The sequence below is a fragment of the Occultella aeris genome, from assembly GCF_902703175.1.
Classification (GTDB): Bacteria; Actinomycetota; Actinomycetes; order Actinomycetales; family Beutenbergiaceae; genus Occultella; species Occultella aeris.
The window spans coordinates 121293-134449 of sequence record NZ_CACRYJ010000004.1; the positions used below are offsets into that span (position 1 = coordinate 121293).

16 protein-coding genes are annotated in these 13157 nt (G+C 72.7%); 1 reads left to right on the forward strand and 15 read right to left on the reverse strand.

Going from position 1 to position 13157, the window contains the following annotated elements:
* The 15 genes from HALOF300_RS00775 to HALOF300_RS00845 all read right to left on the reverse strand — a co-directional run bounded on the left by HALOF300_RS00775 (position 1) and on the right by HALOF300_RS00845 (position 12486).
* Positions 1–1491, reverse strand: a complete 1491-nt coding sequence (locus HALOF300_RS00775) for a flagellar hook-length control protein FliK (protein ID WP_156738742.1) — start codon at positions 1489–1491, stop codon at positions 1–3.
* The gene (locus tag HALOF300_RS00780; RefSeq protein WP_156738743.1) at positions 1488–2213 is read right to left on the reverse strand and encodes a C40 family peptidase; all 726 of its coding nucleotides are present in this window, start codon (positions 2211–2213) and stop codon (positions 1488–1490) included. Before HALOF300_RS00780 ends, HALOF300_RS00775 begins: the two co-directional genes overlap by 4 nt.
* Entirely contained in the window at positions 2210–2638 is a 429-nt protein-coding gene (locus HALOF300_RS00785; protein ID WP_156738744.1) for a hypothetical protein, read from the reverse strand. Before HALOF300_RS00785 ends, HALOF300_RS00780 begins: the two co-directional genes overlap by 4 nt.
* The gene (locus HALOF300_RS00790) at positions 2635–3966 is read right to left on the reverse strand and encodes a FliI/YscN family ATPase (RefSeq protein WP_156738745.1); all 1332 of its coding nucleotides are present in this window, start codon (positions 3964–3966) and stop codon (positions 2635–2637) included. The genes HALOF300_RS00785 and HALOF300_RS00790 overlap by 4 nt, the downstream gene beginning before the upstream one ends.
* The gene (locus tag HALOF300_RS00795) at positions 3963–4577 is read right to left on the reverse strand and encodes a FliH/SctL family protein (RefSeq protein WP_156738746.1); all 615 of its coding nucleotides are present in this window, start codon (positions 4575–4577) and stop codon (positions 3963–3965) included. Before HALOF300_RS00795 ends, HALOF300_RS00790 begins: the two co-directional genes overlap by 4 nt.
* A complete protein-coding gene (fliG, locus tag HALOF300_RS00800; RefSeq protein WP_156738747.1) occupies positions 4567–5586 on the reverse strand; it encodes a flagellar motor switch protein FliG in 1020 nt (339 codons plus the stop codon). The genes HALOF300_RS00795 and fliG overlap by 11 nt, the downstream gene beginning before the upstream one ends.
* Positions 5583–7175: a flagellar basal-body MS-ring/collar protein FliF gene (fliF, locus tag HALOF300_RS00805; protein ID WP_156738748.1), complete on the reverse strand. Its 1593-nt coding sequence runs from the start codon at positions 7173–7175 to the stop codon at positions 5583–5585. The genes fliG and fliF overlap by 4 nt, the downstream gene beginning before the upstream one ends.
* Positions 7175–7489: a flagellar hook-basal body complex protein FliE gene (locus HALOF300_RS00810; protein WP_156738749.1), complete on the reverse strand. Its 315-nt coding sequence runs from the start codon at positions 7487–7489 to the stop codon at positions 7175–7177. The genes fliF and HALOF300_RS00810 overlap by 1 nt, the downstream gene beginning before the upstream one ends.
* Positions 7489–7878 carry a flagellar basal body rod protein FlgC gene (locus HALOF300_RS00815; RefSeq protein WP_156738750.1) on the reverse strand — a complete coding sequence of 130 codons (390 nt, stop codon included), beginning with the start codon at positions 7876–7878 and terminating at the stop codon, positions 7489–7491. Before HALOF300_RS00815 ends, HALOF300_RS00810 begins: the two co-directional genes overlap by 1 nt.
* The gene (locus HALOF300_RS00820; RefSeq protein WP_156738751.1) at positions 7875–8219 is read right to left on the reverse strand and encodes a flagellar basal body rod protein FlgB; all 345 of its coding nucleotides are present in this window, start codon (positions 8217–8219) and stop codon (positions 7875–7877) included. The genes HALOF300_RS00815 and HALOF300_RS00820 overlap by 4 nt, the downstream gene beginning before the upstream one ends.
* Positions 8220–8413: 194 nt before the next feature.
* Complete coding sequence (locus HALOF300_RS00825; RefSeq protein WP_156738752.1) at positions 8414–8716, reverse strand: hypothetical protein; 303 nt, start codon at positions 8714–8716, stop codon at positions 8414–8416.
* The gene (fliS, locus tag HALOF300_RS00830) at positions 8716–9135 is read right to left on the reverse strand and encodes a flagellar export chaperone FliS (protein WP_156738753.1); all 420 of its coding nucleotides are present in this window, start codon (positions 9133–9135) and stop codon (positions 8716–8718) included. The genes HALOF300_RS00825 and fliS overlap by 1 nt, the downstream gene beginning before the upstream one ends.
* A gap of 56 nt (positions 9136–9191) precedes the next feature.
* On the reverse strand, positions 9192–10586 hold the full coding sequence (fliD, locus tag HALOF300_RS00835) for a flagellar filament capping protein FliD (protein WP_156738754.1): 1395 nt from the start codon (positions 10584–10586) through the stop codon (positions 9192–9194).
* Between the two features lie 147 nt (positions 10587–10733).
* Positions 10734–11570, reverse strand: coding sequence for a flagellin N-terminal helical domain-containing protein (locus HALOF300_RS00840; protein ID WP_156738755.1), 837 nt, complete (start codon positions 11568–11570; stop codon positions 10734–10736).
* Positions 11571–11682: 112 nt separating this feature from the next.
* The gene (locus HALOF300_RS00845; protein WP_156738756.1) at positions 11683–12486 is read right to left on the reverse strand and encodes a sigma-70 family RNA polymerase sigma factor; all 804 of its coding nucleotides are present in this window, start codon (positions 12484–12486) and stop codon (positions 11683–11685) included.
* A 185-nt stretch (positions 12487–12671) separates the two neighbouring features.
* Between HALOF300_RS00845 and flgN the strand changes: the two genes are divergently transcribed.
* Complete coding sequence (gene flgN, locus HALOF300_RS00850) at positions 12672–13154, forward strand: flagellar export chaperone FlgN (RefSeq protein ID WP_156738757.1); 483 nt, start codon at positions 12672–12674, stop codon at positions 13152–13154.
* Positions 13155–13157 lie beyond the last annotated feature (3 nt).

The window sequence follows — 13157 nt, forward strand, 5'->3', positions numbered from 1 at the left end:
TCAGAGCAGGACGTCGAGGGCTGTGGCTCCGCCGGGGCGGTCGGCCGGCCGGCCGGCGTCCGGAACCCACGGAGCGTGGTCGGCACCTTCGGTGCGGCCGATGGCGGAAGCCTCGGAGTGGCCGGCGCCGGGGCCGCGATGGTGGGCGTCGTCGCCGTCGGACCCGGCCCTGGTGGCCGAACCCGGCTGGTCCCGGGGGCCGGAGTCCAGATCCAGCGTGGCGTTCAGGCCGCCGGCGGCGAGGTCCCGGCGAAGGTCCGGCAGGATCGCACGGAGCGCTTCCCGGCCGGCGTCCGGGGTCTGCAGCTCGATCCGGACGCCGTCGGCGGTGATGAGTGCCCGCACGGCGATCGGTCCGAGGTGGTCCGGGGTGACGTTGATGGTGAGCGTGTGCTGCCCTGCCGGTGTCGAGCGCAGGGTGAGCAGACCATCGAGCAGGGTCGCTGCAGCCGGCCATGGTGACGCGGACGGCCCGACGGCGGCCGGCGCCGTCGCGGTCACGGGCACGTTCGGCGCCGGTGCGGTCAGGGGCGCGGTAAGGGTGGGGGACGGCGAGGCGTCCGGGCCGGCGGTGGGTGCACTGCCACTGGGGGCCGTGGCGACGGAGGGTGCGCCCCCGGTGACACCGTCCGAACCGGCCGGCACCCACCGGCCCGGTCCCGCGGTCGCCGGGTCAGACGGGGTTCCCGGAACTGCGGCGGGTTGTCCGGTGGTCGGGTTCGGCGAGGCGGCGTCGGCGCCTGCGATGCCTGGCTCGGTGGCGCCGGCAAGTGGGCCGGCGGCGCCGGCCGCGGTGAGGGCGTCCGGTGCGGTGACGACGCCGTGCAACGAGGCGGCGCGCTGCGACGAGGCGGCACCCGCCGCACCGGTCGTGCCCACTGCGCCGAGGGCGCCCGGTGTGCCCGGGGCGCCTGCAGGGCTCGGCGCGGCGGGCATGCCAGCAGCGGGGTCCTCGGCTGACGGTGCACCGGCGAGACCGGCCGACATGACGTAGCCGTCCGAACCAGCCGGACCGCCGCCCGCGTTCGGGGCGAGCGCCGTACCGTCGGGGTCCGTCGGGCCCCCGAACCCGACGCCGGCGGCCACGCCGTCCACAATGGCGGCCGCGCCGCCGGGCACCGCGGCCGAAGTCGGTACGCCCGGTGTCGTCCCGAGCGCCGTGACCGGGTCGGTTCCGGCTCCGGCTCCGGGTCCGGTGGGCTCCGGCCGGTCGCCGGGACGGTCGGCTGCGGCCTCGGATGGGCCGGACCGGGTCGGGTTCGGCCGCGATCCGGGCCTGGCCGCGGGGGTGTCGCGGGACTCGGCGCCGCCGGTGCCCGCCGCGGACCGGTCGGTCGGGCGCGCGTTCCTGGGCTCGTGCGATGCGCCGGTGTGGGCGGACAGCACCTCCTGGAACGCCGGACCGGACCGGTCCGTTCGTAGGTGGGCGGGGCCGGGTCCGGTCGACGGTCCGAGGGTCCGCGTCGTCGAGGGGAAGGTCGGTGCGCTCATCGTGAGCCCGCCGTCACCACGTCGCGGGCGCCCGCGGTGGCCAGGTCCTGCCCGCCGGTCGGCAGCACTCGCCGGATCGAGGTGATGTCCGCATCGGTCTCGAACATGTCCCGGATCTGGACGTCCTGCCCGGGCCGCGGGGAGTGCAGCACCTGGTTGTCGCCGAGGTAGATCATGACGTGGCCGCCACCGCGGGTGACGATCAGGTCACCGGGCCGCGCCTGCGCGAGCGAGGCCACCTCGGTCCCGATCGTCATCTGCTGACGGGCCGTGCGGGGCACCTCCACACCGAGGTCCTTCATGGCCAGCTGCACCAGGCCGGAGCAGTCCAGCCCGCCCTCGGCGAGCGACTCCCCGCCCCAGACGTAGGGGGTGCCGAGGTACTTCCGGGCCGCTGCGACGAGGTCGTCGCCGGTGGCGGTGCCCGCAGCGACCGGAGTGCCGCTCGTGGTGGCCGGCGTCGTCGAGGTCGCAGCCGACCCGGTCCCGACCGCTTGTGCGGTGGCGAGCGCCGTGGCGAACAGGGCTTGATCGGCGCCGGCGGTCGCGCCGGTGCGACCACCCGCCGAGATCTCGGCCGCCGACCGGCTGGTCGCCGAGGTGGCGGTCGCCGAGGTGGCGGTCGTCGACGGGGTCGCGACCGGCGGCTGGAGCGTCGCGGTGAGCTGCGCCATCGCCTGCTGGATCTGCCCGATCCGGGCGGAGATCATGGTGACCGTCATCGGCCCGGCTCCAGCTTCGAGCGGGCCCAGGTCTGGCCGGCGGTCTCGTCCAGCGCGCCCTGCTCGGCGCGCAGCTCCTCGAACGCCACGACGGCGTCGTGGCGCTCTTCGAGCTTCTCCAGGGATGTCGTCGCGGCACGCGCGTCGTGGTGCGCGGCGCGGGCGGTCTCGAGATCCTCGGCGGACCGGTCCTGGCTGGCACGCAGTTCGACGAGTAGGCCACGGGCCGAGGCGCGTGCCGCGACCAGGGCGACCAGGGTGGCGCGGTCCGTGACCTCCACCTGGCTCCCGGCCAGAGCTCCGGCGAGACGCTCGGTGCGTCGGACGTCCTCCCGGTGGCGCCGGTTCGCACGGGCGAGGTCGCCGGCCCGCTGGTCCTGCTGGAGGCGGCGGACCCGGAGGAGGCCGGCAAGGCGGAAGTTCATCGGGTGCCTCCCAGCACTCGGGCGAGCCCGGCCAGCCGGGCCCACGAATCGTCGGCCGAAGCCGTCTCGGACAGGTCCTGGAGCAGGAACGCGTCGATCTCCGCCGCGTGCTCGAGCGCGGCATCGACGAGCGGGTTCGCACCCCGCTGATAGGCGCCGACGTCGAGCAGGTCCCGTGCGGCCGCGCGGGCGGCTAGCACCCGGCGCAGGCTGGTGGCATCGGCACGCTGCTGGGTCGTCGTCACCCGGTTCGCGAGCCGGCTGATCGAGCCGAGCGGATCCACCGACGGAAAGTGCCCGGCGACGGCAAGCTTGCGGTCGAGCACGACGTGCCCGTCCAGGATGGACCTGGCCGAGTCGGCGATCGGCTCGTTGTGGTCGTCACCGTCGACCAGCACCGTGTAGATACCCGTCACCGACCCCTGCGCGGCGGTGCCCGCGCGCTCCAGGAGCTCGGCCAGCAACGAGAAGGTCGACGGCGGGTAGCCGCGGGTGGCCGGTGGCTCGCCGACGGACAGCCCGATCTCCCGCTGCGCCATGGCGACACGGGTCAGGGAGTCCATCATCAGCATCACGTGCGCGCCGGTGTCCCGGAACGACTCGGCGATCCGGGTCGCGACGAATGCGGCGCGCAGCCGTACCAGCGCGGGTTCGTCCGAGGTGGCCACCACCACCACGGAGCGGGCCAGTCCCTCCGGTCCGAGATCGTCCTCGAGGAACTCCCGGACCTCCCGGCCCCGTTCGCCCACGAGCGCGATCACGGACACCTCGGCCTCGGTGCCGCGCGCGACCATGGACAGCAGCGACGACTTCCCGACGCCGGAACCGGCGAACAGACCCAGCCGCTGGCCCCGTCCGACGCTGGTCAGGGTGTCCAGCACGCGGACCCCCAGGGTGAGCGGGTCCCTGACCCGAGCTCGGTCGAGCGGTGCAGGGGCCGGATTGGCGACCGGCACGTACCGTGCTCGCGGCAGCGGTCCGCGGCCGTCGATCGGGCGGCCGAGTCCGTCCAGGACCCGCCCGAACAGGCCGGTGCCGGTGGGGACCAGGACCCCGGTCCCGCGGGCCCGCGCGGGGGCACCCGCGACCAGGCCGGTCATCCGCCCGAGTGGCATGCACCGCACCCCGGCGGAGGTGGCCGCGACCACCTCGGCGGGCACCGCCGTCGGGCCTTCGCCCACCGTGACCAGGTGACCGATCGGCACCTCGAGACCGGCGATCTCCAGGCCGAGGCCGACGGCACTGGTGACGATGCCCACCCGCTCCGGGCGCGCCGCGTGCAGAGCGCGGGTGAAGCGCGCGGGGTGCGGCCGCACGCCCGCGGTCATGACGGATCCTCCGTGAGCGCGGCCCGGGCGCGCCCTAGGGCCGCGCCGATGCCGGCGTCGAGGAACCCGTCGTCGAGGTCGACCATCGCGTCGCCGCGGGCGAGGGCAGGGTCGCCGACGAGCTCGGCCGGCACCACGGTCCCGGCGAGGGCCGCGACGTCGTCGGGATTCATCCGGACCGTTCGCTGCGGCTCGTGCCGCACCCCGGCCAGGGCCCTGGCCAGTGCGGCGCGGGCGCTCGTGTCGCCGTAGGCAAGTTCCATGCCCAGGACGGCCTCGGCGAGGTCGACGGCGGCGGCCGCCAGCTGGTCCTGGGCCTCGAGCAGGGTGGTGGTCTCCCGGGCATCCAGGCGTGCCGCAGCGGCGCTCAGTGCCGCCACGGCGGTCGCGATGCTCGCGCTCCGTACGGCGTCGCGCCGCTCGTGGTCGGCCTCGAGGTCGGCGAGCCGCTCGGCGAGCGTGGCGCGGGCGGCGCGCAGGCCGGCGGCGTACCCGGCCGCGTGCCCGAGCCGATGCGCCCGCTCCTGACCGAGCGGGTCCGGGCCCGGTCCGGTGCTCGGGAACACCGCCGGCGCGAACGCCGTCATCGCCGCGTGGGTGTCAGTCGACATAACGGTCCTCCGAGCCGCGCACGACCACCAGGTCGCCGCTCGCCTCGAGGCGCCGCATCGCCAGCACCACCTCGGTCCGGGCGTCCTCGACCTGCGCGGCACGCAGGCGCACGGGGCGGCCGGTCTCCTCCTCGAGGATCTCCCGATTGCGGGCTGAGATGTTGGCGGTGACCTTCTCCGTGATCGCCGGCGTCGCACCCCGGAGCGCGATCGCGAGGGTGGCCGGGTCGATCCCGCGCAGCACCTGCTGCATGTCGAGGTCCTCCACGTGCACCACGTCCGCGAACGTCAGCAGCTGGGACCGGACCTCCTCGGCGAGCTCCGGATCGAGCCGGTCGAGTCCTTCGAGCACGGCCGTCTCGGTGCGCTTGTCGGTTCTGTTGATGATCTCCACGAGCGGCGCCACGCCGCCCACGGAGTCCGCAGCCTCACGGGACGCGACCGCGGCACCGGCGCGCTGCTTGAGGGTCTCGGCGATGATCGAGACCGCCTCGGGGGACGGGGGTGCCATCGTGGCGATGCGGCGGGCCAGCTGGGGTCGCAACGGGTCGGGAAGCGCGGCGAGCGCGCTGGAGGCACGCTCGGGGCGCAGGTGCGCGAGCACCAGTGCGACGGTCTGCGGGTGCTCGCCGTCGAGCAGCTGGAGCAGGTGCGGGTCCTCGATCGTCTCCAGGAACTCGAACTGCTGGCCAGCCATCGTCGACTCGACCCGGGTCATCACCCCGGCCGCGCGCTCGGAACCGAACGAGGCTTCGAGCAGCCCCGTCGCGACGTCCTTGCCGCCACGTGAGCGGAACCGGCCGGCGATCGTGGAGTCGTGCACCTCCGAGATGACCGAATCGGCCAGCGCCGGATCCACCCGGCGCAGCCGGACGATCTCCGCGGTGATCTCCTCCGCCTCGGACTCGGAGAACTGCTGCATCACCCTGGCCGCGCGCTCGGTGTCCAGCTGCATGAGCAGCAGAGCCGCCTTCTGCACGCCCGTCAACGGCGCGTCCGTGACGCTCATACCGGGCGCCGTTCGTCCATCAGGTCGCGCAGTGCCTCGGCCATCCGCTCCGGATCGTGCTCGGCGATGGCGTCGAGCTCGGCCCGCTTGCGCACGAGGTCCTCGGGTCCGTTGTCGAGGAACGGTGGCGGCGGCAGCTCGAACCGCGGCTCCGGGTCGGTCAGCAGCGCCGTTGGTGCGATCTCGTCCTCGATCGGCTCGATCGTGGCCGGACCGAGCTCGATCGGCTCCCGGTCCTGGCGTCGGTTGCGGCGGGCGTAGATCACGAGCGCGATGATCACGGCGGCCAGGACTCCCGCGATGATCATCCCGGTGCGGGTGAGGTCCGCGCGCTGTTGCGCACCCTCGGCGGCAGCCGCCGCGGCGAGCGCGTCCTGTGCCTCCTGTGCCGACGAGGTGTCGAACTGGACCGGGGTGACGGTGACCTCGTCGCCGCGCTCGGCGTCGACGCCCGCGGCGGTGGCCACCAACGCGGAGAGCTCGGCCATGTTCACCGGCGCCGCGGCCGCCGTGTCCACGGCCACGGACACGGACTGGCGGATCAGGGTTCCGGCCGGGATGGTGGTCGTCTGTGTGACGGAGTTGAGCGCGTTGTCGCGCACCTCGGACTCCGAGTTGTAGTCCCCACCGCCGGCCTCGGTATCGGGGACGGCGATGTTGTCCGGTCCGAGGACTCCGGCGCCGGTCCCCGCGGACCCGGTGTAGTTCTCCGTGGTACTTGAGGTCGAATGTGCGGGCGTCCCCTCCGGGGCGGTGAAGCTCTCCTCGAGCCGCTCGGCCGATTCGGTGGAGACCTGCGCCGCCACCACCACCGTGGAGTTCCCGGCGCCGAGCACCTGGTCGAGCATGGCCTGGACCTGCGCGCGGACCCGCTCCTCGTGGTCGCTCGCCTGCTGGTCCGGGGTACCGGTGGCACCCTGCCCGACGGCGGAGAGCACCCGTCCGGTCGCGTCGATCACGGCGACATCCGTGGGAGACATCCCGTCGATGGACGCCGAGGTGAGGTGCACGATGGCCTGCACCTGGTCGGAGTTGAGCGAGACACCCTCCTCGGTCTCGATGAACACGGACGCGGTCGGGTTCGCGGTCTGGGAGACGAACACCGTCTCCTCCGGGATGGCGAGCCGCACCGAGGCGGTCCGGACCCCCGACATGGCACCGATGGTCGCGGCAAGCTCACCTTCGATGGCGCGCTGGTAGGTGACCTCCTGCTGGAACTCGCTGGTTGTCACGCCCATGTCGTCGAGCAGGGAGTAGCCGCCGGTGGACGAGCTCGGCAGCCCAGCGGCTGCGGCCTGCAGTCGCTGGTCGTACACCGCGTCTTCGGGGACGAGGACCGTGGAGCCGCCGTCGGCGAGCTGGTACTCGACGCCGTTCGTGCGCAACTGGTCCACGATCGTGTTCGCGTCGCCGGGGGACAGGCCGGAGAACAGCGGTGCGAAGGACGGGCGGGTGAGCCAGGAGGAGAGTGCGATCGTGCCGAGAACCAGCACGGCGATCCCGATCAGCGCCAGCGTGCGCTGAGCGAGGCTGAACGAGCGGACCGACTCGACGAGCCGGCCGAACCAGGACGTCAGGGTCGCCGCCATCAGGCCTGCATCCTCATGATCTCGTTGAACGCGTCCACGCCCTTGTTCCGGATCGTGGCGACGAGTTCGAGGGTCACCTGGGCGCGAGTGGAGGCCAGGGTGGCCTGGTGGATGTCGGTGAGGTCACCGCTCACCGCGCGGATGGCGAGTTCGTCCGAGGCGCCCTGCAGTGCCTGCAGGTCCTCGAGCGCGCCGGTCAGCGCCGTGCCGAACCCGTCCGGCCCGGTGGTCGGGGCGGCCCGGTCGGCGCCGGCGAGGCCGGCGGCCGTGGTCGGGAGCGCGGCGCCGAGCGCGCCGATGGCTTCGATGGGCATCAGTTTCGTCCGATCTGGAGGGCTGCCGTGTAGGTGTCCTTGGCCCGGTCGACGACGGCGGCCGAGGCCTGGTAGCCGCGCTGGGCGAGGATGAGCTGCGACATCTGGGCGGCCATGTCGATGTCCGGGTAGCGCACGTAGCCGTCGGCGTCGGCGAGCGGGTGGTCCGGCTCGTGGACGAGCCTGCCCTCGGCGTCCCCGTACGCCGCGCCCTGCACGTACACGCCACCGTCCTCGCCTGCGGCGGCCAGGACGTACCGCGCGCGGAACGCCTCGCCGTCCGTGCCGGTCACCGTGTTGACGTTGGCGATGTTGTCGCTGATCGCGTCCAGCCACTTGCGGTGCACGGTCAGGCCGGTGCCGGCCACGCCGATGGCGTCGAAGGTCATGAGCTCGTCCGCATCGCCGTGCGCAGGCCGGTGAACGGGCCCTCGGCCGCGCGCGCCGCGAACTGGAACCGCAGCACGGTGTCGACGTTGGAGAGCGTCTCGGTGTCGAGGTTGACGTTGTTGCCGTCGAGTCGGGTGGGCTCGAGGGAGCGTTGCTCGGTCGCCTCGGCGCGCCCGTCACCCGAGGCCACGGACCGGGTGATGGCGTCCTCGAAGGCGACCCGGCGGGCAGTGTAGTTCGGGGTGTTCACGTTCGCGATGTTCGAGGCGATGGCCCGCTGTCGCGCGGACAGGCCATCCAGGGCGCTCGAGATCGCGAGGGCGGTCACGGATTCCAGCACGAGGACACTCACTTAGCGTCGAGACTGTGGGTGGCCGATCCGTGGCCGGAGGAGTGAGCGATCCGTGCTCACTCCCTCCTCTCGGCAGCGGGGTGCCGCCGGTAAGCGGTTCTGGACATCCACTGTATAGACGTTGCCAAGGAAGTGCGGCCCGCTCTACGGCATCATCGCCGAGAGGCGTCTTGACAGACCGGTCAGGCTGTGACGTCGAGGTAGACCGGACGGGCCGATCGCGCCGCCGGCACGGCGGCGAGGGCGGAGTCGTGGCGTCGGGCCCGCGTCATCGATGACCGCAGGGTGGCCGTGGCCTCACGCTGCGCCGTGAGCACCTCGCGGGCGCGTCCGGCCAGCTCGGCCGGCAGCGGCCCGAGGCCTGACGGCGGAACCCAGGTGCCGCCGTCGGGCTGGAAGCCGCTGCCGGCCACGCCACCCGGCGAACCGGTCTCGCGACGGGTCTCCTGCTCCAACTCGTCCAGAACCTCGGCCCAGGTGGCCATCAGGCGACTCCGAGCGAGCCGTTCGGCGCTGCGCTGCGAGTCGCCGGCAGGGCGGCGGCGGCGTCGTGCCAGGCCTGCCGGATGGGCTCGAGGAGCTCGCACACGGAGGCCGTGAGTTCGGCGTCCCTGGTGGAGCTCGCCGTCAACAGGGTGGACAGCGCATACACGTAGATCGCGTGCAGCTGGGCTGCCCCGTCCCATGCGTCCACGTCGAGCGTGGTCATCAGCTCGGTGACGATGCTCTGGGCGTGCACGAGTTGCGTGGTCGCCTGGGACCACTCGCCGGCGCGCTGCGCGGTCTCGGCCCGGCTGAGGTCGAGCATGAGGCGGTCGTAGAGCATGGTGACGAGGCGGGCGGGCGATGCCGCCAGGACCTGGTCCGCGAGATAGGACCGGCGGGCGGTGCTGAGGGTGGTCATGGGTGCGGCGCGCCCCTGTCGGGGTGCTGCCTCCTCTCCGGGTGGGGTGTTCGGGTTCAGGACGAACTGGCGGATGTGGCGAAGGAGGCGAGTTGCGCGGTCAGGTAGGACTGCTGCGACTGCAGCCGGGAGAGCGCGACCTCCATCGAGGTGTACGTGCGCTGCAGCGTCTCCCGCCGGGAGGCGAGCCGGCGGTCCCACTCCGCGATCTGGGTGCCGAAGTCGGCGACCTGGCTCTCCTGGCCGGAGATCCGCGCGCTGAGCAGGCCGTCCTTGGGTGCCGAGATGATCTCTCCCGCCTCGGCCACGCGCGCACCGATGGCGGCCAGGGTGCCGGTGACCAGGTCCGGGTCGGCGGCGAGTGCCTCACGGAACCGTTCCTCGTCGAACTCGACCGTGCCGTCACGGGTGATGACCAGACCGATCTCGGACGGCGAGCGGCCGCCCACCGGTGCCGTTGCCGCGTTCAGCAGCCGCGCAGAGGCGTCCCGCACGGTCGACTCCCCGGCGAACAGCCCGCCGGTGACCACGGGCTGGCCGCTCGCGCCGGTGCTGCTGGTGACCCTGCTGCGGGTGGCGATCTCGCCGAAGATCGCGGCCAGTGCCGCCACGAGGTCCTTGGCGGAGGTGGTCTGCGCCTCGACGTCCGCGGAGACGGTGATGGTCACCGGCTCGGTGCTCGCCGCACCGACGGTCAGGTCGACGCCCGGCATCAGGTCGACGAACGTGTTCGTGGCCGAGGTGATCTGCTGCTCGGCGGCGGTGCCGGCCCACAGCGTCACGACGGCGTCGGCTGCGGTGCGTACGTGGGCGGCGCCGGGCCGCTCGAACAGATTCTCTGCGGTGCCGGCGGTGACGGCGGCGGCGTCGCCGTCGAACACCTCGAAGGCACCGGTGGCGCCCGATTCGGTGGACGTGAACTGCAGTCGGAACCGGGTCTCGCCGGTGTCGGGGTCGGTCCCGGCGGGCACCTTCGTCGCCCTGACCCCGGCCTCGGAGGTGTTCACGGCTGCGGCGACGGCGTCCAGGTCCGTGCCCGCGGCGCTGATCTCGGTGAGGGTGCCATCGGCGGACCGGACCGTGAGCACGGCGGGGTCCGCGGCCCAGCGGGTCATGGCGGCGGTCACCGAGGTCTGCGTCTGCGCGGTGGCGGAGACCACGAGGGTGAGGTCACCGATGCCCGCGCCGTCCGCCGCGGTGGCCGTGACCGAGGGCTCGGTACTGGTGACCGTGCGCGGCTGCAGGCCGGTGCCCGAGGAGACGTCCTTGGCCCGGTCCGTGAGGGCTGCGATCTTCGTGTTCAGCGACTGCCAAGCGGTGATCAGGCTCTCGGCGGCCGTGCGCTTGTTCGCGAGGATGCGCTGCGGACCTGCCTCCGCCGAGATGAGGGCGTTGATCAGGCTGGTGGTGTCCAGGCCGCTGATGATGCCGTCGATGCCGAAGCCGGCCATCGGTTGCTCCGATCGGTGGGGTGCCGATGCCTGGGGCGGGAGGGAGACGGGGTCCCTCCCGCCCCGGGCGTCGGGTGTTGCGGATACTGCAGGTTGCGGCGGTGCTCAGGTGGCCGGCCGGTGGGTTCACCACCGGCCGGCACCGGATCACTGGAGCAGCTGCAGCACGCCCTGGGATGCCTGGTTGGCCTGCGCGAGCATCGCCGTGCCGGCCTGGGACAGGATCTGCGAGCGGGTGAAGTTCACCATCTCGTTGGCCATGTCGGTGTCGCGGATGCGGGACTCCGACGCGGTCAGGTTCTCGATGGAGACATTGATGTTCTTGACCGCGTACTCGAGCCGGTTCTGCGTGGCCCCGAGCTCGGAACGTCCGGTGGAGACCGAGGCGATGGCGGCGTCGATGGATTCGATCGCCGTCTGCGCCGCGGTGGCGTCGGTCACCGCGACGCCGGCCGTGGTCATGTCCGCCACGATGGTGCTCAGGTTGTTGGCGGCCAGCCCCACCGTGATCTGGGAGCTGGTCCCGGAATCGGCACCCACCTGCAGGGTCAGGTCCGTCGCGGTGGCGTCGAGGAGCTGGATGCCGTTGAAGTTGGTGCTGTCCGCGATCCGGGTGAGCTCGGACGTGAGGTCGGTGAGCTCGTTGGCGATCGCGGTGCGGGAGTCGGCGTTGTTCGTGTCGTTCGCACCCTGGACGGCGAGGTCGCGCATCCGCTGCAGGATGGAGTGTGCCTCACCGAGCGCGCCCTCGGCGGTCTGGACGACGCTGATGCCGTCCTGGGCGTTGCGGGCTGCGACGGTGTAGCCGTTGACCTGGCTGCGCAGGCCCTCGGCGATGGACAGGCCGGCCGCGTCGTCACCGGCGCGGTTGATCCGCAGACCCGAGGAGAGCTTCTCCAGGGACTTGGCCTGCTGGTCCTGGGTGATGGACAGGTTGCGGTAGGCGTTGGCCGCCGCGGTGTTGGTGTTGATGGCGAAACCCATGATGCTTTCCTCCGTGAGTGGGTTGGTCGTGTCCGGCCCATCCGTGGGCCGGTCACCGGTAGTTCTCGGCCGGCCGCGCACCGATGTAAGGAGTCGGATCGATCCTCATCGGTCAGGAGACGGCGCGAACGCTCTCCGGGCGGGTGAAGCCGCCCTGCGTCAGCGCGGCGAGCTCGGTGAGGAAGGCGCGGCGGCGTGAGGGCGCAACCCGCGACGTCGGCTCCGGGGCGGGCGCGTCGTCGTCGCCGTAGTGCGCGGCGAGTCCGTCCCGGAGCAATCGGACCGCTTCGGCGCGCTGCTGCGACACCGCAGCGTGGGAGATGCCCAGCTCCGCAGCGACCTCGTTCACGGCGCGGTCGGCGAAGTACACCTGCTCGGTGATGTAGCGCATCCGCTCCGGCAGCGCCGCGACCGCGGCGCGCACATAGGTGGCGCGTTCGGCGACCAGGACCGCGTCCTGTGGCGAGCCGTCGGCATCCTGCAGTCGGTCGACGGTGACGTCGTCGAGGGGGTGCACCGTGCGGGCAGCGTCGGCGAGTGCGGCGTCGACTCCGGCCACGTCGACGCCGAGGGCGTCGGCAAGCTCCACGCGGGCCGGCTCCCGGCCGAGGGTCGCGCGCAGTTGCTCGTGGGCCGAGAGGGTCTGACGGATCCGGGAGCGGGCCCCGCGGGTTGCCCAGTCGCCCGCGCGCATCTCGTCGGCGAGCGCGCCGATGATCCGCTGCCGGGCGTAGGCGCCGAACGGCACGCCGAGGGTCGGATCGAAGGCGTCGGCGGCGGTCACCAGGGCCACGGCACCGGCCGAGGCCAGATCGTCGCGGCTCAGGTGCGTAGCCCGCCGGCAGACGTCGGCGACGAGATAGCCGACCAGTGGCAGGTTCGCCACGACGACGGCATTGCGCTCGGCACGATTCACGACTCGGACCCCCGGGACCTCGAACGAAAGCACGATCGGGTCGGGCCGGGTCGGCCCTGCCGTCGTGCGTCGCTGACCCTACCGCATGTATAGACGTTGGACTAGACCTTACGGCCAGCGTGCCGATGCCGAGAGTCAATGGTGCGAGGGAACGGGTCCCCGCCTTGGACCGAATCGGGGTTGGCATGGGAGTGCAAGAGTTGTCTGCCGCCATTTGGCACCAAAGGAACCTGCTGGAGCTGCTCCTGTTCAAGTTGACCGAGGAGCAGCTGTTGCTCACGGCCGGTCGGACCGACTGGCTGGCGAACGCTACCCGTGAAGTAGAACAAGTGCTCGGACGTCTATACGAATCTGGATTGGCTCGGGACGTTGAAGCGGCCGGGGTGGCCAGCGAGTGGGGGGCTGCGGACGGAAGCAGCCTGCGCGAGCTGATCCAGCGGGCGCCGTCGCCCTGGGACGAGGTGCTCGCCGAGCACCTCAGCGCCCTGACCGCGCTGACCACTCGGATCCGGGACGTGCGGGATGCCAACGCGCAGTTCCTGCATACCGGGCTGCGTGCCGCCCAGGAGACCTTGGCCGGCCTCGACGGTGCGGCCGGCACGTACGACTCCCACGGGGCCAGCCGGACCGAGCTGGTCGGCGCCCGGCTCGTGGACAAGAGACTGTGAGGA